A 20,881-nucleotide genomic window follows, 5' to 3' on the forward strand; every position below is an offset into this window, starting at 1 on the left:
GGCTGCCACCTCCCCGCGCCGGGGAGGATTGAGAAGCACGCACAGCGCCACTACACGCCGCTCATGGCAAAAATCGCATATATCGGGATGGGCGTGATGGGAGCGCCGATGGCGCGCCACCTCGCCTCGGCGGGACACACGCTGACGGTCTACAACCGCACCGAAGAGAAGGCGCAGGCCTGGGTGCAGGCCAACGGCGGAAAATCCGCCCCGACACCCGCCGCCGCCGCTGAAGAGGCGGACGCGGTATTCACATGCGTCGGCGCGGACCATGATCTCGAAGAGGTAACGCTCGGCGATCAGGGGGTCTTCCGGGCGATGCGCGAGGGCGCATTGTTCGTCGATCACACCACGGTTTCCGCCAATATCGCGCGCCGCTTGGCCGATGAGGGGCACGCGCGGGGGCTGCTGGTAGTCGATGCGCCGGTTTCGGGCGGACAGGCGGGCGCGGAAAATGGCAAGCTTTCCATCATGTGCGGCGGCACGATCGAGGCGCTGGCGCGCGCGCATCCGCTGATGGAGGCCTATGCCGCCAAGATCGTCCATGTCGGCCCGGCGGGCGCGGGGCAGCAGACCAAGATGTGCAACCAGATCGCCATCGCCGGCGTGATCCAGGGGGTGGCCGAGGCGCTGCGCTTCGCCCAGGCTTCGGGGCTGGAGACCGATAAGGTGTTCGAGGCGATCTCGGCAGGGGCGGCGGGCAGCTGGCAGATGCAGAACCGCTGGGCGACAATGGCCGCCGACAGTTTCGATTTCGGCTTTGCGGTCAATTGGATGCGCAAGGATCTTGGCCTGGCGCTCGAAGAAGCGCGCGGCAACGGCGCGACGATCCCGGTCGCGGCGCTGGTCGATCAATTCTATGCCGAGGTGCAGCACATGGGCGGCGGGCGGCAAGACACCAGCTCGATCGTGCGAAGGCTGGGCCGGTGACCCGCCTTGGTCGTGCTCCGGCGAAGGCCGGAGCGTTGAAAGTTCGAGTGCTGCGCTTCGCCGTCATCGCTCCGGCCTTCGGGCACCCAGCAAAGTATTACTTTGCTGGGACCCTCGCCGGAGCACTCCTATTTTCCGGATCAGCTCAAGCCCGCCGCGCCCCACCGCCCCCCGAAATTCCCCTCGCCGAACAGGGTCTGGTGGATAACGTCAACGGCTACACGATCGACTCGTCCGGCCAGCTCGATCATTTCACCGGCCTGCTGATCGATCGCCAGGGCAAGGTCGCCAAGCTCCTCCACGAAGGCGACGCCCGGCCGCAACGCCCCGATTTCCGCCTCGATGGCCAGCACAAAACATTGCTCCCCGGCCTGTTCGATGCGCACGGCCATATCTCGGACCTCGGGCTTCAGGCGCTCAGCCTCGATCTCACCGGCACCACCAGCCTCGCCGACGCGCAATCGAAGCTCGCCGCCTATAGCCAGCGCAACACCAAGACCGCGTGGATCCGTGGCGGCGGCTGGAATCAGGAGCTGTGGAAGCTCGGCCGCTATCCCACCGCCGCCGATCTCGATGCCGCGGTCAGGGATCGCCCTGTGCTGCTGGAGCGTGTCGATGGTCATGCCGTGCTCGCCAATTCGGCGGCGATGGCGGCGGCGGGGATCAGCGCGAAGACCCCCAACCCCACCGATGGCCGCATCGAGCGCGACGCCAAGGGCAACCCCACCGGCCTGTTCATCGATGGCGCGCGCCGCCTGATCGAGCGTGCCGCGCCGCCGATCCTGCCGCGCGAGCGCGACGAGGCCTTTGCCAAGGCGCAGGACATCCTGCTCTCGGATGGCGTCACCGCCACCTGCGACATGACCACCACGGTCGAGGATTGGGAGGCGATGCGCCGCGCCGGCGATCTCGGCCGTCTGCAAATTCGCGTCGTCAGCTATGCCAAGGGGCTCGAGCCTCTGCTTGCCATCGCCGGCAGCGGGCCGACGCCGTGGCTTTATGGCGGGCATCTGCGCATGGTCGGCGTCAAATTCTTCGCCGATGGCGCGCTGGGTTCGCGCGGCGCGTGGCTCAAGGCGCCCTATGCCGACGCCCCCGGCCAGCGCGGCACGCCCTTCCACGGCGATACCGAGCTCAAGAACCTCATGAGCCGCGCCGCGATGGACGATTTCCAGATCGCCGTCCACGCGATCGGTGACGCCGCCAACGCGCAGGTGCTGGACGCGATCGAGGAGCTTTCGGGCACCTACAAGGGCGATCGCCGCTGGCGGATCGAACATGCCCAGATCGTCGATCCCAAGGATCTGCCGCGCTTCGCCAAATATGGCACGATCGCCTCGATGCAGCCGACCCACGCGACCAGCGATCACGTCATGGCGGTCGCCCGGCTCGGGCCCGGGCGGTTGGTCGGCGCTTATGCCTGGAAGACGATGCTGGATGAGCACGTCCCGCTGGCGTTCGGCAGCGATTATCCGGTCGAAAGCCCGAACCCCTTTCCCGGCATGGCCGATGCGGTGACGCGGCAGGACGACCACGGCGATCCCCCTGGCGGCTTCACGCCCGATCAGCGCATCACGCTCCAACAGGCCTTCGCCGCCTTCACAACCGGCGCGGCCTACGCCGCCAAGGCCGAAGACCGCCTCGGCACGCTGGAGCCGGGGCATATGGCGGACTTCATCCTCCTCGACCGCGATCCCTTTCAAGTGGACCCGCAGGCCTTGCGCGGGACCAAAGTGCTGGAGACCTGGATCGGCGGGCAGAGGGCGTGGGTGCGGAAGGATTCGCAGCGTTAGCTCCTAGCCGAGGTGTCCCGCCGCTTGGTGCCTGGGGCGATGGTCATGCACCATGTCCTCCCCCGCCAGGGGGAGGTGGCGCCGAAGGCGACGGAGGGGGAGGACAGCGGTATCTCGGCGATTCTGCACTGCGCTCAACGGCCACCGCCATGATTCCAACCAAAACGCCATCCAAGTTCGTCAATATGTCGGAGGCGGAATAGCGGAGGACCATCAACCCCTGCGACGCCAGCCACCCATCGCGCTGCGCGTCCCTCTGAGGCCGATCGCCGAAATCATGCGCCTCACCGTCGACCTCGATTACCAACTGCGCCGGCGCACAATAGAAATCCAGAATATAATATCCTGCCGCATGTTGACGGCGGAACCGCAAACTCGCGGGGTTGCGCCGCAACGCCATCCAGAGCGCGATTTCGGGCGGTGTCATCTCACGCCGAAGTCGCCCGGCTAACGCGCGGGCATTGTTCGAGCCTGTTAGGCGCATCGCCGTCCTCCCCCTCCGTCACGCTGGCGCGTGCCACCTCCCCCTGGCGGGGGAGGATTTTCAAGCCAATCCCGCCAGCAATCCCGGCGTCAGCACCTGTGGCAATTCCCTCGGTTCGCCGCCGCCCGCAGGATAGAAGAGATAGAAGGGCACCCCCGATCGCCCGTGCGCGGCGAGGAAGCGGGTGATGGTGGGGTCGCCGCGGGTCCAGTCGCCGACCATCACGGCGACTTTCTTGGCGGCGAAGGCCTGGGTGACTTCGGATCGTTCGATCGCGGTCTTCTCATTGACTTTACAGGTCAGGCACCAGTCCGCTGTAAAGTATAGCAAAATAGGCCGCCCCTCCTGCCGCAAGGAGGCGAGGCGGGTTTCGTTGAAAGGTATGTTGCCGCCTTCCGCTACGGTCGCGGCTTGCGTCGGCCCGGCTTGCGGGACGAGGGCGACGAGCAGCCCCGCGACGATCAGCGCGGGCGCCACCGGCCACCAAGCACCCGGCTTCATCGCGGACTGCCGCCGGCCGACCCACCACAGGCCCAGCGCCAGCAGCAGCGCAGCGAGCAGGCCGATCGTCATGCCGTCCACCGCCGATTGCCGCCCCAGCACCCAGGCAAGGCCGAGCCCGGTCAGCAGCATCGGCACCGATAGGATGCGCCTGAGCGTATCCATCCACGCGCCGGGCTTCGGCAGCGCGCGGCGCAGCGCGGGGATGAAACCGAGCGCCAGGAAGGGCAGGGCAAGGCCGAGGCCGAGCCCCGCGAACACCGCCAGCCCCTCGGCGACGGGCAGCACCAGCGCCGCACCCAGGGCGATGCCGAGGAACGGTCCGGCGCAGGGCGTTGCGACGAAGGCGGCGAGCGCGCCCGTCCAGAAGGCGCCGCCGACGCCGCCCTGCTGTGCCAGCCCGCTGCCCGTCGAGATCACCGGCAGCTCGAACAACCCGGCCAGATTGAGCCCGATCGCCAAAACCAGCAGCATCAGCCCGGCGATCACCTTCGGGTTCTGCAGCTGGAACGCCCAGCCCACGCTGCTTCCCGCCGCGCGCAGCGCGAGGATCGCCACGCCGAGCGCGAGGCAGACCAGCACCACGCCCGCCGTATAGGCCAGCGCCTCCGATCGGGCATGGCTCTCCGTGCCCCCGGCGCGGGCGAGGCTCAGCGCCTTCAAACTGAGGATCGGGAAAACGCAGGGCATGATGTTGAGCAGCAGTCCGCCGAGCAGCGCGCCGCCCATCGCGAGCAGGAAGCCGCCCGCGCCATCGCCGCCCGATCGGCCCGCAGCGCCCGCGCCCGCCACGGCGGCGGCTACCTTGCCCGGCGTCGCGGTGAAGGACACGCCGCTGTCCGGCCCGATCTTGAGCACGCCGTCCAGCGTATCGAACTTGCCCGCCTGCGCATGCAGCGCGGTCTCGATCACGATCCGATCGCCATCGCGCGTGATCGTCTGCGGCGCGGCATAGTCGATCGTCTTGTCGGTGGCGGGGAAGAGATAGGGCTTATCCACCCCGGCGGCCGCGGGCAGGGGCAGCGCGATCCGGATGCGCTTGCCCGTCACTTCATAATGGCCGGGCGCGCCCAGCGGACGCGGCAGTGCCGCGCGCCATCTATCGAAATCGGCCACCCGCGCGGGATCGGGCGCGCCGTCGCCCACCGTCAGCGTGATGGCCAGCGTCGCCGTTTCGGGCACGCAGGTCGAAGGGTTGCACGCCAGCCAATCGAGCTTGACGCTGATCGGCAGCTTGGTTCCCGGTGCGAGCCCGGCGGGCACGTCCACCGTGACCAGCTCGCCATAATCGGCCTCGTAGACATAGTTCATCAGGCCCGAGAGCAGCAGGGTGCCCGGCACCGGATATTGGATCGGCCCGAAGACGAGGCCCTTGGGCGCCTCCCACGCGACGCGCGTCTCCAGGCCCGCATCGCCAGGATTCTTCCAATAGCCGTGCCAGGTCGGCGCCGGGTGCATCGCGAAGGCGAGCGTCGTCCGCGCGCCGGCCTTGGGCGTCAGGCTCTCGGCGACCAGGGTCGGCGTGATGTGGTTGGCCGCGCCCAGCGATTCGGCGGCCGCGGGTGCTGCCATGAGCAGGGCGAGGAGCAGACGGATAAAAGCCATGCCCGGCCGCGTAGCACGGCGCGGGGCAAGTCCGAAGAATGGCGTGGGCATATCGTCCTTACTCTCGGCCGAGGGGGGACAAAGCAGGTATGCCGTCGAATCCCACTTTTCACCCTCAATCTTCGCGCCGGGGCAATTTTGTGGGATCGATTGACAGCCGCGCGTTGCCGAGCCAGCGGGCGGCCATGTCCCTGCCGCGCTTCGCCCTGATCCTCGCCGCGCTCGCCGCGATGCCTGCGCGGGCCGAAGAGCAGAGCTGGGCGATCCATGGCCAGGCGACGGTCGTGCTGCAGGGCACGCCCGGCTTCCACGATCCCTATCAGGGCGCCAACAGCCTCACGCCCGATCAGCGCAAGGAAACCTTCGACGCCACCGCCTATATCGGCCTGCGCGGCTGGAAGGGGCTGGAACTGGGGGTGAACCCCGAGATCGATCAGGGCTTCGGGCTTTCCGATACGCTGGGCGTCGCCGGCTTCCCGAGTGCCGAGGCCTATAAGGTCGGCAAGAAGCATCCGTACTTTCGGCTGCAAAGGGCGTTCCTGCGCCAGACGATCGATCTTGGTGGTGACGATCAGGCGCTGGAAAGCGCCGTCAACCAGCTCGGCGGCCACCGCACCACCGATGCGCTGATCGTCACGATCGGCAAGTTCGGTGTCAACGATGTGTTCGATACCAACAAATATGCCCATGATGCCCGACACGACGTACTCAACTGGGCGCTCGTCGACGCCGGCAGCTTCGATTACGCCGCCGATGCCTGGGGCTATTCGACCGGCGCCTCGGCCGAACTCTACCGGGGCGACTGGACGCTGCGGCTGGGCGGCTTCAACCTCTCAAAAATCCCCAATGGCGAGGTACTCGAGCGCGGTTTCGGTCAGTATCAGATCGATGCCGAGGTGGAGCATCGCCATAAGATCGGCGGGCGCGATGGTGCGATGCGTGTCACCATCTTCCGCAACCGGGGCCAGTTTGGCCGCTTCGACGATGCGCTGGCGCTGGCGGCGATAACGGGCGCGGCGCCCGATACATCGCTGGTGCGGCGGCGGATGACGCGGGTGGGCGTCTCTCTCAATCTCGAGCAGGCGGTGAGCGATGCGATCGGTATATTTGCCCGCGCGGGCATCAACGATGGCGCGATCGAGCCCTATGATTTCACCGACGTCGATCGCACCGTCTCGGCGGGCGCGGCGATCGACGGCAAGGGCTGGGGCCGGGCGGGCGATACGATCGGCATCGCCTTCGTCGTCAACGGCATCGCGGCCGCGCACCAGCGCTATCTCGCGGCCGGCGGCACCGGCGTGCTGGTTGGTGACGGCAAGCTGCCGCATCCCGGCGCGGAGGCGATCGGCGAAGCTTATTATGCCTGGAAGCCGCTGAAGCCGATCGCGGTGACGCTGGATTATCAGCTGATCGGCAATCCGGGCTACAACCGCGATCGCGGGCCGGCCAATATCTTTGCGCTGCGGCTGCATGGCGAATTCTGAGAGGGAAATATGAATTTCGACGTCCTGATCGTGGGGGCCGGCCATGGCGGCGCGCAGGCAGCGATCGCGCTGCGCCAAGCCAAATATGAAGGCACGATCGCGATGATCGGCGACGAGCCCGAGCTGCCCTACGAACGACCGCCGCTGAGCAAGGAATATCTCGCCGGCGACAAGAGCTTCGAGCGGATCATGATCCGCCCCGCCGCTTTCTGGGTGGAGCGCAAGATCACCACCCTGCTCGGCAAGCGCGTCGTCGCGGTCGATGCCGAGGCGAAGCTGGTCCGCACGGCCGAGGGCGAGGAGATCGGCTATGGCGCGCTCGTCTGGGCGACCGGCGGCCCGCCGCGCGAATTGCCGGGCGAGGATCACAGCGTCTTCGGCCTCCACACCGTCCGCACCCGCGCGGACGCCGATCGCATGATGGCCGAACTGCCGGAGGTTAGCTGCGCGGTGGTGATCGGCGGCGGCTATATCGGGCTGGAGGCGGCCGCCGTGCTCGCCAAGTTCGGCAAGCATGTCACCGTGCTGGAGGCGCAGGATCGCGTCCTGGCCCGTGTTGCCGGTGAGGCGCTATCCCGCTTTTACGAAGCCGAGCATCGCGCGCACGGTGTCGATGTACGGGTGGAGGCGAAGGTCGATCGGATCGTCAACGAGACCGGCCGCGTCACCGGCGTACGCCTCCACGATGGTGAGGTGCTCCCGTGCGAGATGGTGATCGTCGGTATCGGCATCATTCCCGCGGTCGAGCCGCTGATCGCGGTGGGCGCGGCGGGGGGCAACGGCGTCAAGGTCGATCGCCAGTGCCGCACCAGCCTGCCCAACATCTATGCGATCGGCGATTGCGCGCTGCATGTGAATGACTTTGCTGATGGCGCCGAGATGCGCGTCGAATCGGTGCAGAATGCCAACGATCAGGCCAATGTCGTCGCCAAGGTGATTACGGGCGCGCCGGTCGATTATCATGCCGTGCCCTGGTTCTGGTCCAACCAATATGATCTGCGGCTGCAGACTGTCGGGCTGTCGGTGGGCTACGATCAGGCGATCACGCGCGGCGATCCGGCGGCGCGGAGCTTCTCGGTGGTCTATCTCAAGCAGGGCAAGGTCATCGCGCTCGATTGCGTCAACGCGACCAAGGATTATGTCCAGGGCAGGGCGCTCGTGGTGGATGGGGCGAGGCCGGATGTGGCGCGGCTGGCCGATGCTTCGGTGCCCTTGAAGGAAGTGATGGCTTAAATCCCTCTCCCGCTTTCGCGGGAGAGGGCTCAAAAGCTAGCGCACCGCCCCCTTCACAATCAGCCGTGGCAGCAACGCCATCGCCCCCAAAATCGGGAACCGCCGCTGCCAGGGCTTGATCGCCACCGGCTGCCCCGAATGGCGGCTGATCTTCCACGCCAGATAATCGATCCCGCCCGCATAAGTCGCACTCGCCTTGGCCAGCCGCGCCAGCGTGAGCGCCTTGCCCTCGCGCCGCCGCCGCCGCCAATCCCGCACGCCCTGCTTGCGTTCGGAATCGGAAAGCGGGCGATCGAAGGTCAGGTGATCGTCGTTGACATGCGCCGCGATCCCCGCCGAGGCGAGCGCGGGCAAAGTGAAGCGGCGGTAGCGGTCCGGATCGGCATCGACGACCGATGTGGCGCGCCCCTTGCGCTCGGCGCGCAGCTCCGCCGAATAGGTCAGCGCGAACGCCTGCCGCCACATGTCCAGCGGCGCGATCACGTCGGGCAGCGAGGCGCGGGCGGCACAGAGCAAGGCAGGGGCCGCGTGCGCCACGCCGGTCACGGCGGTCTCGATCGCGCGCTTGTCGGCGCTCCACACCAGGCGCGACGGTTGCGCGAACCGCGCCCAGACCGAGACGTTGCGCGTCTTTCTAGAGGCCAGCCGGGCGAAGTCCTTCTCGCTCAGCACGGCATATTTGGCGACCAGTCCCTCATGCTCGAACGGGAAAACGTTGGGCGGCAGCAAGCGGTTCGCCGCCGCCAGCCAGCGCGGCCCGAAAGCCTGGGAATAGTCACCGACGATCAGGTAGAAATCGAGCATCAGCCCATCGAGCTGCTGCTCGCGCAGACAGGAGCCATAGAAGAGCACCGCGCGCGCCGTGCGGTGGCGGGAGGCGATCGCCGCCGCCATCGCCGCAACCTCCGCCAGCACGGGCTGCTGCAGTTCCGCTTCGACCAGCGCCAACAGATCGGCCGTCGGCGCGGCCATGGCGATCAGGCAGCGAGACGGAGGAAGGCGAGGGGGCTGGTCTGGCGCAACACGATCGCCTGGCCTTTGCGCGCCTGAAAGATCTCACCATCGAGGATCACGCTGGACCGTTCGCCCTCGATCCGGATTTCGTCACCGCGCTCGACCTGCATGCCCGCGACCTTGCCCTTGCCAAGCTTCCCGGACGCCATCGCCAAGGCGGCGCGAACCAGCGACATCGGCTTTTGATCGACGACCATCAGCTGCAGCGCGCCGAGATTGCCCGTGCCGCCGAGCACATTGGCGCCCATCAGCATCTTCTTGAGCGTGGTGACGATCAGCAGCGAGAAGACGCCCTGGATCTGGCCTTCGCGGATCAGCGATACCTTCACCGCCGAAGGCTTGGGCGGCAGGAATGCGGCGCGCATCCCGAAGACGAGGCTGAGGAACAGCGCGAACAAGGTCAGCACATGGCTCAGCCCATTGGAGAGGCCGAGCGGATAGACCTTGTTGCGGCAATAGAGCATCGCATCAGCAAGCCCCGCGCCGCCCAGGAACATGCCCAGCACCGGCGCGACGCTGTCGTCGCCACTGGACAGCGCGATCAGCTCACGCTGGACGATATGGTCGGTCAATCCATTGCGGGCGAGTTCGAGCACGCGCTCCAGCGCGACGATCGGATCGCCGACCGCCCCTAGATCGAGCGCGATCAGATTGGTCTTGCCATTGGGCAGCACCGCCACGGGCGGCGGCGTCTCGCCAAAGCTGCGGCCATGGTAGAGCTGGGTCAGGATGGTCTGGACGGTGCCGTCACCGCCATTGATGACCAGTACCTGCGGGCGGACGCGCGCGATCGTGCGCAGTGCGGCGCCGATCTGATCGACATCCTCCACCTCATAATGGAAAATCTCGCTGTGCTGGGCGCAGAAGCTGCGGATCCGCGGCAGGATGGCGCGATTGCCCGTCGACCGCGGATTGGAAAGAAGCGCGACCCTGGTCATTTCGTTTCGGTAACGCCCGAAGACGCGATCGGACGCAGCTGGCCACCTTCGACATAATTCATCGTCACCGAAACATGCGCGACGCCGCTGACCTTCACCTGAACCTCGCCCGCCGGCGGCTTGCGCTTGAACATCGCGTCCATCAGCGACATGTTCGGATTGCCCGAAAAGCCCGCGCCATCGTTCATCGAAAACGCGCCGCCGCGTGAGTGGCGAACCGAGACGGCATAGAGGCCCGGCTTGGGCACAGGCAGGCACACTTCGATCGTATGCGCGGCGGGCGGCACGTCGACGCGCTCCAGATAGGCGCCCTTCTCGAACCACCCGGCGGGATCGCCGCCATAGGATTGGACGCGGACGAAGCCCTCGTGGCTCTTGAGGCCGACGATCTTCACCAGCATGCCGTTCTTGCCCGATCCCTCGGCGCAATCACCGGCATGCGGCCCCATCGCGGCCTGGGCCGCGCCGGCGAAAGCAAGCGGCGCCAGCAACACGAACAGAGCAACGGACGTTTTCAACATGACCTCGGCGCCTTCGGGGGCTATAGCCCGGCCCGCAATCGCGTGGTCGGCGGAAATTCCGCCCCCTTGTACCTCCGCAAATCGGGGGGGATTGCGGCCAGATGATGGTGATGGGGCGTCGGCAATTTGAATTCCGCTAAACTGGTAGACCGTTACCTCGCCCGCTTGATTGCCGTGCCGCTTGCTGCGTCGATGGTGATCGCGGCGATGCTGCTGTTGCTCGAGAAGATGCTCAATCTGTTCGATTTCGTCGCGCAGGAGGGCGGGCCGGTCAGCGTTGTGTGGCGGATGCTGGCGAACCTGATCCCGGAATATCTCAGCCTCGGCATCCCGATCGGGCTGATGCTGGGCATCCTGCTCGCTTTCCGCCGGCTGGCGGTCTCGTCGGAGCTGGACGTGCTGCTGGCGACGGGGTTCAGCTATCGCCGCCTGCTGCGCGTGCCCTATTTCTATGCGATCGGCCTCGCCCTGCTCAACCTGCTGATCGTCGGCTTCCTCAGCCCTTATTCCCGCTACGCCTATGAAGGCCTGCGCTATGAGCTGCGCACCGGCGCGCTGGGCAGTTCGATCAAGGTTGGGGAGTTCACCCATCTCGGCAAGGATATGACGCTCAGGGTCGAGCGCAGCGAGGATAGCGGTCGTGCGCTTTCGGGTATTTTTGTGATGGCCGAGCGGGACGGTGGGCGAAAACTCGCCGTCACCGCCGAGCATGGCCGCTTCATGGCGACCGACGATCCCAACACGATCATCCTGCGGCTGCGCAACGGCAGCCTGGTCCATGATCAGCCGAGCTTTTCGGCGCCGCGCGTCCTCACCTTCGCCAACCATGATCTGCCGATCGATCTTCCCAAGGAAGAAGCGTTTCGCATGCGCGGCGACAAGAATGCGGAGATGACGATACCCGAACTGGCGGTCTCCGGACATACCGACACGGTGGACAAGAAGACTAGGCGCAAGAGCCGCGCGGAGATGCATTTCCGGCTGACCGAAGTGGCGATGATGCTGCTACTGCCGCTGCTCGGCGTCGCGCTGGCGGTGCCGCCCAAAAGATCATCCTCAGCGGTCGGGGTCTTCCTCTCGGTAGTGATGATCGTCGCCTATTATAAAGTGAACGAATATATGGAGGCGCTCGGCGGGCGCGGCGGGGTCAGCCCCTTCTTCGCCTTGTGGGTGCCGTTCGCGCTGTTCGGCGCCTTGATCTGGTGGATGTACCGCACCCTGGCGCACAAGCCCGGCGGCCAGCCGATCGGCGCGCTCGAACGGCAGGCGAGCAAGATCGGCGGCGTCTTCCGCCGCTGGATGAAGAAGCGCAATCTGGGGGCGTCGGCATGAGGCCAAGCCTGAACTTCTTCGCCTCGCGCACCGTCAGCTGGTATATGGCGCGTACCTTCATCAGCCGCACCTTCGCGGTGCTGGCGGGGTTGGTGGTGATCCTGATGTCGCTCGATCTGCTCGGGGAGAGCGGTGACATTCTGGCGCAGCCCGGCAACGGCCAGGCGGCGATCTGGCATTATGTCTCGCTCCGGCTGCCGCAGATCATTCAGCGCTTCGTGCCTTTCGCCGCCTTGCTCGGCACTTTGGTGACGCTGGTGCGGATGAACCAGAACAGCGAGATCATCTCGATGAAGGCGGCGGGAATTTCGGCGCACCAGATCCTGGCCCCCTTGGTCGTCGCCAGCCTGGGCATCGCGGTTCTGAACTTCTGGTTCAACGATCATGTCGTCACGCGCGCCACCGCCGCGCTCAGCGCCTGGCAGGATGTGCAATATGGTCCGATTCCGGCCGAAAAGAGCCTGGTCAGCAATATCTGGGTGCGCTTCGGCGACGATCTCATCCATGTCGATGAGGTGACGGGCAAGGGCCGAGCGGCGGTGCTGCACAATGTCGCTTATTATGACCGCGAGAAGGATCGGCTGGTCGCCATCGCCAACGCCGCGACCGGCGTGCCCGCAGGCGATCGCTGGAAGCTGATCAACGTCAAACGCTTCGACGTTGCGACCGGTAACACCACGCAGCTCGACGCCGTGCTGATCGCGCAGGGGCTCGATCCCAGCCGCTTCACGCTGGCCAACGTCAACGGCGACAATCTCTCGTTCGGCGCGCTGGCGCATACGATCGAGCAGCTCCAGGCGGCGGGGCGGCCGACCACCGCGCTCCGCACGCAACTCTGGCACAAGATTTCCGGGCCCCTGTCGATCATCCTGATGCCGTTGCTGGCGGGGATTGCAGGCTTCGGTCTGGCGCGATCAGGGCGGCTGTTCATCCGCGTCATCGTCGGCATGGCACTGGGCTTCACCTATTTCGTGGCCGATAATTTCGCGCTGGCGATGGGCAATATCGGCGCCTACCCGCCCTTGCTCGCCGCCTGGGCACCGATGCTGCTGTTCCTGCTGATCGGCGAGGCGGTGCTCGTCCGCACCGAGGAGTGAGTGAAGCGGCGGACGCCGCGAGACGCAAGGCGGCCAAGGGCGCGTCTTCGGTAGCCCTGTCCAGGCTCGGCAATGTCATCGAGGTGGTGAGCCAACCAGCCTACACCTGGATGTTCGGGCTGGCGACGTATGGCCTCTACCAAGTGCTGTGGAGCCTGGTGAACATCGCCGAGAATATCTTCGATCTCGGTGTCACCAGCGGCCTGCAGCGCATCCTGCCGCGGCAGGAGACGATCGAGGACAAGGCACGGGCGGTCCGCGCTGCGCTGTTGCTGGGATTGCTGCCGAACGTAGCGGTGGCGGCGATCGCCTTCCTTGCGGCACCGTCGATCGCCGCGCATCTCAATGTCGCCGCGCAGGATCAGGGGCGGCTGGTGACGGCGGTGCGCGTCTTCGTGTTCGCTTTGCCTCTGTGGGCGGTGATCGAGGTTTCGACCTCGGCGGTGCGCGCCTCCCATGCGTTCGGGCCAGAGGTGCGGCTGCGGCTGATGTGGGAGCAGGTCGCGCGCCTGATTGCGGCGGCGGTGATGTGGGCCGCAGGTGTCCACACGCTCGGCTTGCTGATCGCCCACTTGGTTTCGCTGAGCATCACCGCCGCGGCCGCGTTGCGCCTGCTCAATCGCTACGTACCGTTGCGCGACATCATCGCCGTCCGCGCTGGCAAGGCGATGACGCGGGATATGCTGCTGTCCGGTCTGTCGGTGCTGCCCGCGAATATCCTCGGCCGCGTGTTCAGCGATGTCGCAACCGTGGCGGCGAACCTGCTCGCGCCGGGCGCGGCGGGGGCCAAGGCGTCGGCGATCTATGCCATCGCGCGCAAGGTGGCGAGCATCCCGCAGATCGTCCGCCAGACCTTCGGCTACGTGCTCGGCCCGATCGCCGCGGCGCAAAAGCGCGGCGACAAGGCGACGATCCAGGCGCTCTACGATTTCTCGGTCCGGCTCTCGCTGCTGCTCGCCGTTCCGACCTGCGCCGCGCTGATCGCCGCAGGGCCGGCGCTGCTCGGCCTGTTCAGCAAGGGTGCGGAGGCTGGGTTGCCGATCCTCGCTATCCTGACGATCGCGCGCGGGATCGAGGCGACGGTCGGCCCCGCGCCATCGATCCAGCAGGTGATCGGCCGCCGCTTCCTGCCTTTGCTCAACAGCCTGATCGCGGTGATGGCGGCGGCGGGGGTGCTGCTGCTGTTCGTCCGTGTCGCACCCGGCATCGCCATCGCGCTGGGTGTGGCGACGGGGCAGGTGGTCGTGGTGGTGCTCTCGATCGGTCAGCTGGCGCGGGAGGAGGGACTCCACGCCTTCCGCTGGCCGTTCCCGATTACCTTCGGCGTGGCCATTGCGGCGAGCGCGCTGCTGATCGCGGTCGGCTTCCTGACGCGCGGCGCACCCTATTGGGTGCAGGGCGTTGCGGTGCTGATCGCCTGGGCCGCCGCGCTCTGGACAACGATCCGCCTCGGCCTGCCGCGCGAGGATAAATTGGCGCTGGGCAAGCTGGGGCGGACGTTGCGCTTCGTTTGAACTTGCTCGGCTGACTCCAGCCCACCCGCTTGCCCTGAGCTTGTCGAAGGGCCGTCCTTCCTTACGCGGAAGAAGGACGGTGCTTCGACAAGCTCAGCACGAGCGGGTCGGTTAATTGAGCCTAGAACTTCCAGCCGAGCGTACCGCCCCAGGTTCGCGGCTCGCCGAGGAAGGCGCCGAATAGTTGGGTCGAACTCGAGCCAAACCGGCTCACCGCAGTCGCGGTGCCGGGCAGGCCGCCCGATCCGCCGCCCTGCAACGGCTCGCTGAACCCGACCTGCAGGTAATTTGTGTTGAACAGATTCTGCGCCCAGAATTCCAGCGACCAGCGCCGCCCTTCCAGCCCGATCCGCGCGTTCACCGTCGCGAAGGCCGCCTGTTCCTTTTCAACGAGGAGATCGGAGCCGGTGTTGAAGCGGCTCTGCCAACGGACGTCGGCGTAGAACAGGGCGCGCAGATCGTCGCTGACTGCGGGGTTCCAGCGTACCGATCCGGTGGCGGTATAAGCTGGCGCGTTAGAGAGATGCGAGCCGGGCAAGCGGAAGAGCACGACGGAGAGCGAGTTGTTGCCGGTCAGCGCATCGGGCGATCCGACGATATCGCCCCGGTAGCGCGTATCGGCATAGGTGAAGCCCGCGGTGAGGGTCACGTCGCCGACGGGACGCAGCGCAGCCTCCAGCTCGACGCCCTTCGAGACGACGCCGCTCTTGAGCGAGGAACAGGCGCTGTTGTTGCCGATGTTATCGCTATCGGTCGCGCCGAGCCCGGTGGTGCAGCCCTCGACGTTCGAGACGATGAAGTTGGTGCCCGTGTAGCTGTTGAGCTGGAAGTTGCGAAAGACCTGGTGGAACAGGGCGATATCGAGATCGAAGGCGCGGCGGTGGAGCTTGGCGCCGAGCTCGAAAGCATCGACTGTCTCGGGCTTGAAGTGCAGCGAATCGGTCGGAAGCTGGGTGAGCGCACCGCTATTGAATAGGGCGGCACGATCGAGATTGAAGCCGCCCGCCTTATAGCCACGCGACCAGCTCGCGTACGTTTCGACGTCCTGCGTCACGCGATACGAAAGCGCGGCGGTGCCCGATCCATTGTTCTCGACATGCGTGTCGCGGAAATTGCCGCTGACGCTGTTGATGTTGCACGGATAGCCCGCCAGCGGCGCGAGGATGCTATTGGCCAGCGTCGTCGCGGCGGCGGTGCCGAGCGCGCGTAGCCGGGCGATGTCGGCGACATAGATGCCGCAGCTGCTGGAGGAGGCGAGATCGGCGTTCAGGCTCTTGCGGTCCCGCGTCCAGCGTGCACCCAAAGTCAACGAAAGGCGATCGGTCAGGTGAACGATATCGTGCGTGAACAGCGCGACATTGGTATCGTGCTGGCGGAAACGATCGAGTTCGCCGGTGCCGGTGATCGGCACATTCTGCACCGCCGCCGCCACGGTTGGGCCGCCGAACGCATTGGCGAAGCCGTTGAGGTTGGCGAAGCCGTAGGTGGGGAAGGCGGCGAAGTTGCCGCCGAGCGCACCGATCCGCGCCGAGGCGAAGCGATCGTAATCGGCGCCGTAGCGCATGTTGTCCTGTAAGGTCAGATGCTCATCGCCGACATAGCCGCCGACCAGCCAATCCAAGCGATCGCGCAACGCCTTGCCGCGCAGCCGCACTTCCTGGCTGAAATTGCGGAAGCGGATGAAGCCGCTGCCGTCGCTCGCCCGCTCGATCAGATCGAGGCTGGAGAAATCGGCGTCCTGGCCCTTGATGAAGCGGTTGCCGCGCCAGGCGGTGATCGCGCTCAGCGTGATGCCGCCGAAGCTCTTCTCCACGTCCAGCGAAAGGCCGCCGTCGTGCACGTCCTGACGGAAGCTCTGGCCGGGGCTCAGCGCCACCTTGCGGGCATAGGGATTGGCGTCGAGCACCTGCCCGCCCTGCGCGCGGATCAGCGCGGCGATGGAAGACGGCGCGCCGATGATCGATCCGCCTGCCACGCCCGGCGTGCTGCTCTTGAGATCCTGCGTCGGCAGATAGACGCCCGCGCAGCATTCCTCCTTCCGGCGCTGGATATCGCCGATGAGGGTCGCCGAAAGCGTGTCGTCCGGCTTCCAAAGCAGTTTGCCGCGCACCAGCCAGCGATCGCGATTGTTGATGTGGCGGCCGGAGGTGACGTCCTCCATGAAGCCGCGCCGCTTCGAATACACCCCGTCGATCCGGAAGGCGAGGTTCGGCGCGATCGGCCCCGTGAGCCCGGCGTCGATCCGCTTCGCCGCATAATTGCCGAGGGTCAGATCGGCATAGCCGCCGGTGGTGAAACGGGGCGCGGGCGTGGTGATGCTGATCAGCCCGGCCGAGGCATTGCGTCCGAACAAAGTGCCCTGCGGCCCGCGCAGCACCTCGATCTGATCGACCGCGCCGAGCTCGGTCAGCGCCACCGCGGCGCGGGCGCGATAGACGCCGTCGACATAGGTCGCGACCGAGCTTTCCAGCCCGGCATTGTCCCCCACGGTGCCGATACCGCGAATGCGCGCGCCGCCTCCGCCCGCCTCGTTCGAGGAAGAGGAGACAAGCAGCGAGGGGACGAGCTGGCTGAGCTGGCGGATGTCGCTGGCGCCACTGTCGTGAAGGTCGGCGGCATCTTTCGCGGTGATCGCCAGCGGCACCTGGTCGATCGGCGTGGCGCGCTTGGTCGCGGTGACGACAATCGCGTGGGAATCGCTGTCGGTGGAAGCAGGCGCGAGGGCGGCAACCGCCAGACCCACGAGGGTAACGCCGATCATGAAAATCCCCTTGTCTTATATTCGTCCCGGCGCGAGGGGCCGAGCCGCCGCGTTCGGGCGGCGCGGCGGCTCCTTTCCACCGCCCCGGCGCGCATGCAAATGTGAATTTGCGAAATTGCGAACATCGTTTTTGCAGATTGGGATCCAGTTTATTGACGTCCGCTTTCCTTTCCAACGGTGGTGGATGTTGGGGCCGGCCAAGCAATTCTAGGGCAGCGTCGGTTGCGATGGCCAACATGCCTGTCTAGAGCCGGGCGCTTCCGAGTATCGCTAACGAGAATCCTGCATGTCCGCGCACGCCACCATCGCTCCGCTCGAGCCGACCGCCAGCCTGTCGGTGGAAAAAGTGCTGAGCGTGACGCACTGGAACGAGCATCTGTTCAGCTTCCGCATCGCGCGACCGGCGAGCTTCCGTTTCCGCTCGGGCGAGTTCGTGATGATTGGGCTGATGGGCGACAACGGCAAGCCGTTGCTCCGCGCTTACTCTGTCGCGTCTCCCGCCTGGGACGAGGAATTGGAATTCCTGTCGATCAAGGTGCCCGATGGCCCGCTGACTTCCAAGCTGCAGCAGATCAAGGTCGGCGACGAAATCTATCTCGGCCGCAAGCCGACCGGCACCTTGGTGGCCGATGCGCTGCTGCCGGGCCGCCGCTTGTTCCTGCTCGGCACGGGCACGGGTCTGGCGCCCTGGATGAGCCTGATCCGCGATCCCGATATCTACAGCCTGTTCGAAGAAGTGATCGTCGTGCATTCGGTGCGCCGGGTCAGCGATCTCGCCTATCGCGAGGTGCTCGAAAGCCTGCTCGCCGACGATCCATTGGTGGCCGAGGAGGCTGCTGCCAAGCTCACCTATGTGCCGACCGTGACGCGCGAGGATTTCCACACCACGGTGCGGATCGAAGGGCTGATCGAAAGCGGCAAATTGTTCGAAGGCGGCAGCGCCACGCCGCCGCATTTCGATCCCGATCATGATCGGGTGATGCTCTGCGGCAGCATGGCGATGATCAAGGAAACCGCCGAGATGCTGGAAGCGCGCGGCTTCACCGAAGGATCGAACGCCAAGCCCGGCGAATATGTGATCGAGCGAGCGTTCGTGGGGTGAGTTAAAGCCCCTCCCCTTCAGGGGAGGGGGTGGGGTGGGGGAGTCTTCTAATAAGCGTCAGGATGACTATCTGGCGGCAGTCCCCACCCCAACCCCTCCCCTGAAGGGGAGGGGCTATTTGCCTCCCATCCACAGCTTTCGTCGCAGCGCCGCTTGAAAAGCCCCGGGGCGACGGGCAACGCTATCATCCGTGGTATCCCTGCGTTTTCTCCTCGATCGAACCGCCATCCTGTTCCTCGGCATCGCTGCCGGGGTGGCGATCGGCTATGCGTTCGGCACGGGGAACGAGCAGAAGCAGGCGGTGGTGCTCGCCCCCGAAGCCGCGCCGATCCAGGCTGCCGGCCCCGCGGTAGCCCCGCCACCGCCGACCGCACCTGCCGCCGCCGACGCCAAGCCCGAGGCGCTCGCTACCCAGCCCAAGACCGAAGCGCCGATCATCGACGAACAGCCCAGGCCGGCGCTGGTCGAGGGCGTCAAGAACGGACGGGCGATCCGCGTCGGCGTGTTCGGGGACAGCTTCGGCGATGGCGTCTGGTCGGCACTTTACCGGCTGCTGCCGGCCTCGGCGGGGTTTCAGGTCACCAAGTTCAGCCAGGCCTCGACCGGCTTCACCCGCTACCGCAGCCTCAATCTCGAAGAGCATGACAGCGCCCAGATCGCCGATGCGCCGATCGACATCGCGGTGATCTCGTTCGGGGCCAACGATGCGCAGGGCGTGTGCGACGGCGGGCATTGCGGCGCCTTGATGAGCGCGTACTGGCAGAAGGTTATTTCGGCGCGCGTCGAAAGCTATGTGGCGATGCTGCGGCGGCATGGCGCGGCGATCTATTGGGTCGGCCTGCCGGTGATGCGCGATACCGGCTTCGACAGCGACGCGCGCGCGATGAACAGCTTTTACAAAGCGCTGATGGATCGGCTGGGGGTGCCTTTCGTCGACGTCCGCCCGCTGACCACCGCCGGTTCCGGCGGCTATGAGGCTTATTATCAGGACGCCGACGGCAGCCAGAAGCTGCTCCGCGCCAATGACGGCATCCACATGTCGATGAACGGCTATCTCCACATCTCGCGCGGGCTGGCCGCGCGGATCCGCTCCAGTGTCAGTGAGGCGAAAGTACAGCCCGCGCCATCTCCTGCTGCGTTCGATAACAGCACTGCGGCCCCGGATCCGGACAACAGCCAATGATCGTGCTTGCCGCTCTGGCGATGGCCGCGGCCTGCCCGCAAGGCCTGTGCAACGCCACCGCGCTGCGCCCCTATCTCGCCAAGCTCGCCGCGGCGCGGGGGCGGGACGGGCGGCCGGTCCACATCCTCCAGATCGGGGACAGCCACACCGCGGGCGATGCGATCAGCGGCGCGTGGCGCGATCTGCTCCAGACGCGGTACGGCAGCGGGGGCAGGGGCGTGCTGCCTCCGGGGCGGCCTTACGACGGCTATATCACCCATGGCGTGACGGTGACGGCATCTTCCGGCTGGGACGTCGCCGCCGATTTCGGGCGTGCCTCGGCCGATCCCAAGCCGCTTGGTCTCTCCGCCTACAGCCTCACCGCTTATGCGCCGGGCGCGACGATGGCGCTGGATGCCGAGCCGCAGGAGCGGTTCGATCGCGTCGTCGTCTGCGCTCTGTCGCGCCCGGGCGCGGGCAGCATCGTGATCCGCGCGGGCGAGAAGATCGAGCGGGTGGCGCTCAATTCGCCCACCGATCGGCCAGAGTGCGAAACGGTCAAGCTCGGTGCACCGGCACAGCATGTCGATCTCGCCACCGAAGATGGCCCGGTGACGATCACGTCTTGGGCCACCTTCCTCGATAATGGCGGCGTCGCGCTGTCCAATCTCGGCGTCGTCGGATCGCAATTGATCCATTTCTCGCGCACCGACGATATGGTGCTGGCCGAGGAACTGCGCGCCTATCAGCCCGATCTGATCGTCATTGCCTTCGGTACGAACGAAGGCTTTTCGCCCCGTTTCGCCGGGTTCGATTATGAAATCCTGCTCCGCAGCCAGATCGCGCGCATGCGGCGGCTGGCGGGGAATGTGCCGATCCTGCTGTTGGGTGCGCCCGATGCGCTGAGCCGGCGTCCCGATCTCAAGGCCAATGGCGCGGGCGATGCCTCGGCCTGTTCGGACAATCTCCCGCCGCTGACCCCACCACCCGCGCCGGTCGCGACCGAGGGCACGGGTTTCGCGGCGACGATGGCCAAGATCGGACAGTTCCTGGGCGTGACGGCGACAGGCGAGGCCAGCAACGCAGGGCCTGCCACCACCGGGCCTTCCTCGGCGACCAGCTATGCACCGATGCCCTCCAACGCGCCGCCGCCGGGCAAGCTAGCGCTGTTTCCGCCGCCGGCGCTGGATGCGGTGCGCGAGGTGCAGGCGCGCGTGGCGACTTCGCTCCACACGGGCTTTTGGGATTGGCAATATCGGATGGGCGGGCGCTGCACCGCGCTGCGCTGGGTCCGCGCCGCGCCGCCGCTGATGCGCGGCGATTACGTCCATTACACCAGCGCGGGCGGCCGCGAGATCGCGCAACGCCTGCAAGCGGACCTCGACGCCGCGGCAGCGAAGTGAGGGGGGA

General features: G+C 66.4%; 16 protein-coding genes. 10 read left to right on the forward strand and 6 right to left on the reverse strand.

What is annotated here, in order from left to right; all coding sequences use genetic code 11:
* Positions 1-63 precede the first annotated feature (63 nt).
* The gene (locus FHS31_RS02535; RefSeq protein WP_167071690.1) at positions 64-930 is read left to right on the forward strand and encodes an NAD(P)-dependent oxidoreductase; all 867 of its coding nucleotides are present in this window, start codon (positions 64-66) and stop codon (positions 928-930) included.
* A 176-nt stretch (positions 931-1,106) separates the two neighbouring features.
* Positions 1,107-2,723, forward strand: a complete 1,617-nt coding sequence (locus FHS31_RS02540; RefSeq protein WP_167072038.1) for an amidohydrolase family protein — start codon at positions 1,107-1,109, stop codon at positions 2,721-2,723.
* A gap of 43 nt (positions 2,724-2,766) precedes the next feature.
* On the opposite strand, the gene FHS31_RS02545 is transcribed toward FHS31_RS02540, so the two are convergent.
* Positions 2,767-3,207, reverse strand: coding sequence for an endonuclease domain-containing protein (locus tag FHS31_RS02545; protein ID WP_167071692.1), 441 nt, complete (start codon positions 3,205-3,207; stop codon positions 2,767-2,769).
* Positions 3,208-3,267: 60 nt separating this feature from the next.
* On the reverse strand, positions 3,268-5,313 hold the full coding sequence (locus tag FHS31_RS02550; RefSeq protein ID WP_167071694.1) for a protein-disulfide reductase DsbD family protein: 2,046 nt from the start codon (positions 5,311-5,313) through the stop codon (positions 3,268-3,270).
* Positions 5,314-5,498: 185 nt separating this feature from the next.
* On the opposite strand from FHS31_RS02550, the gene FHS31_RS02555 reads away from it, so the two are divergent.
* Together FHS31_RS02555 and FHS31_RS02560 are read left to right on the forward strand one after the other, a co-directional pair.
* On the forward strand, positions 5,499-6,797 hold the full coding sequence (locus FHS31_RS02555; RefSeq protein ID WP_167071696.1) for a carbohydrate porin: 1,299 nt from the start codon (positions 5,499-5,501) through the stop codon (positions 6,795-6,797).
* 9 nt (positions 6,798-6,806) lie between these two features.
* A complete protein-coding gene (locus tag FHS31_RS02560; RefSeq protein ID WP_167071698.1) occupies positions 6,807-8,030 on the forward strand; it encodes an NAD(P)/FAD-dependent oxidoreductase in 1,224 nt (407 codons plus the stop codon).
* A 36-nt stretch (positions 8,031-8,066) separates the two neighbouring features.
* Here the strand turns inward: FHS31_RS02560 and FHS31_RS02565 are convergent, their stop codons facing one another.
* The 3 genes from FHS31_RS02565 to FHS31_RS02575 are packed head-to-tail and all read right to left on the reverse strand — an operon-like array spanning position 8,067 to position 10,503.
* A complete protein-coding gene (locus FHS31_RS02565; RefSeq protein ID WP_167071700.1) occupies positions 8,067-9,002 on the reverse strand; it encodes a hypothetical protein in 936 nt (311 codons plus the stop codon).
* A gap of 5 nt (positions 9,003-9,007) precedes the next feature.
* Complete coding sequence (locus FHS31_RS02570) at positions 9,008-9,982, reverse strand: diacylglycerol/lipid kinase family protein (protein ID WP_167071702.1); 975 nt, start codon at positions 9,980-9,982, stop codon at positions 9,008-9,010.
* Entirely contained in the window at positions 9,979-10,503 is a 525-nt protein-coding gene (locus FHS31_RS02575; protein ID WP_243843208.1) for a DUF2141 domain-containing protein, read from the reverse strand. The genes FHS31_RS02570 and FHS31_RS02575 overlap by 4 nt, the downstream gene beginning before the upstream one ends.
* 126 nt (positions 10,504-10,629) lie before the next feature.
* Between FHS31_RS02575 and lptF the strand changes: the two genes are divergently transcribed.
* The 3 genes from lptF to FHS31_RS02590 are packed head-to-tail and all read left to right on the forward strand — an operon-like array spanning position 10,630 to position 14,446.
* Positions 10,630-11,835: an LPS export ABC transporter permease LptF gene (lptF, locus tag FHS31_RS02580; RefSeq protein WP_167071704.1), complete on the forward strand. Its 1,206-nt coding sequence runs from the start codon at positions 10,630-10,632 to the stop codon at positions 11,833-11,835.
* Entirely contained in the window at positions 11,832-12,932 is a 1,101-nt protein-coding gene (gene lptG, locus FHS31_RS02585; RefSeq protein WP_167071706.1) for an LPS export ABC transporter permease LptG, read from the forward strand. The genes lptF and lptG overlap by 4 nt, the downstream gene beginning before the upstream one ends.
* Positions 12,929-14,446, forward strand: a complete 1,518-nt coding sequence (locus FHS31_RS02590; RefSeq protein ID WP_167071708.1) for an oligosaccharide flippase family protein — start codon at positions 12,929-12,931, stop codon at positions 14,444-14,446. Before lptG ends, FHS31_RS02590 begins: the two co-directional genes overlap by 4 nt.
* 121 nt (positions 14,447-14,567) lie before the next feature.
* Here FHS31_RS02590 and FHS31_RS02595 read toward each other — a convergent pair whose 3' ends face one another.
* Positions 14,568-17,207: a TonB-dependent receptor gene (locus FHS31_RS02595; protein WP_167071709.1), complete on the reverse strand. Its 2,640-nt coding sequence runs from the start codon at positions 17,205-17,207 to the stop codon at positions 14,568-14,570.
* Positions 17,208-17,493: 286 nt separating this feature from the next.
* On the opposite strand from FHS31_RS02595, the gene FHS31_RS02600 reads away from it, so the two are divergent.
* From FHS31_RS02600 to FHS31_RS02610, 3 genes are all read left to right on the forward strand, one after another.
* Positions 17,494-18,309 carry a ferredoxin--NADP reductase gene (locus tag FHS31_RS02600; RefSeq protein ID WP_167071711.1) on the forward strand — a complete coding sequence of 272 codons (816 nt, stop codon included), beginning with the start codon at positions 17,494-17,496 and terminating at the stop codon, positions 18,307-18,309.
* A 190-nt stretch (positions 18,310-18,499) separates the two neighbouring features.
* The gene (locus FHS31_RS02605; protein ID WP_341786269.1) at positions 18,500-19,492 is read left to right on the forward strand and encodes an SGNH/GDSL hydrolase family protein; all 993 of its coding nucleotides are present in this window, start codon (positions 18,500-18,502) and stop codon (positions 19,490-19,492) included.
* Complete coding sequence (locus FHS31_RS02610; RefSeq protein ID WP_167071713.1) at positions 19,489-20,874, forward strand: SGNH/GDSL hydrolase family protein; 1,386 nt, start codon at positions 19,489-19,491, stop codon at positions 20,872-20,874. The genes FHS31_RS02605 and FHS31_RS02610 overlap by 4 nt, the downstream gene beginning before the upstream one ends.
* The last annotated feature ends 7 nt before the right edge of the window (positions 20,875-20,881 follow it).

The organism is Sphingomonas vulcanisoli (assembly GCF_011761305.1).
Taxonomy (GTDB): Bacteria; Pseudomonadota; Alphaproteobacteria; order Sphingomonadales; family Sphingomonadaceae; genus Sphingomonas_I; species Sphingomonas_I vulcanisoli.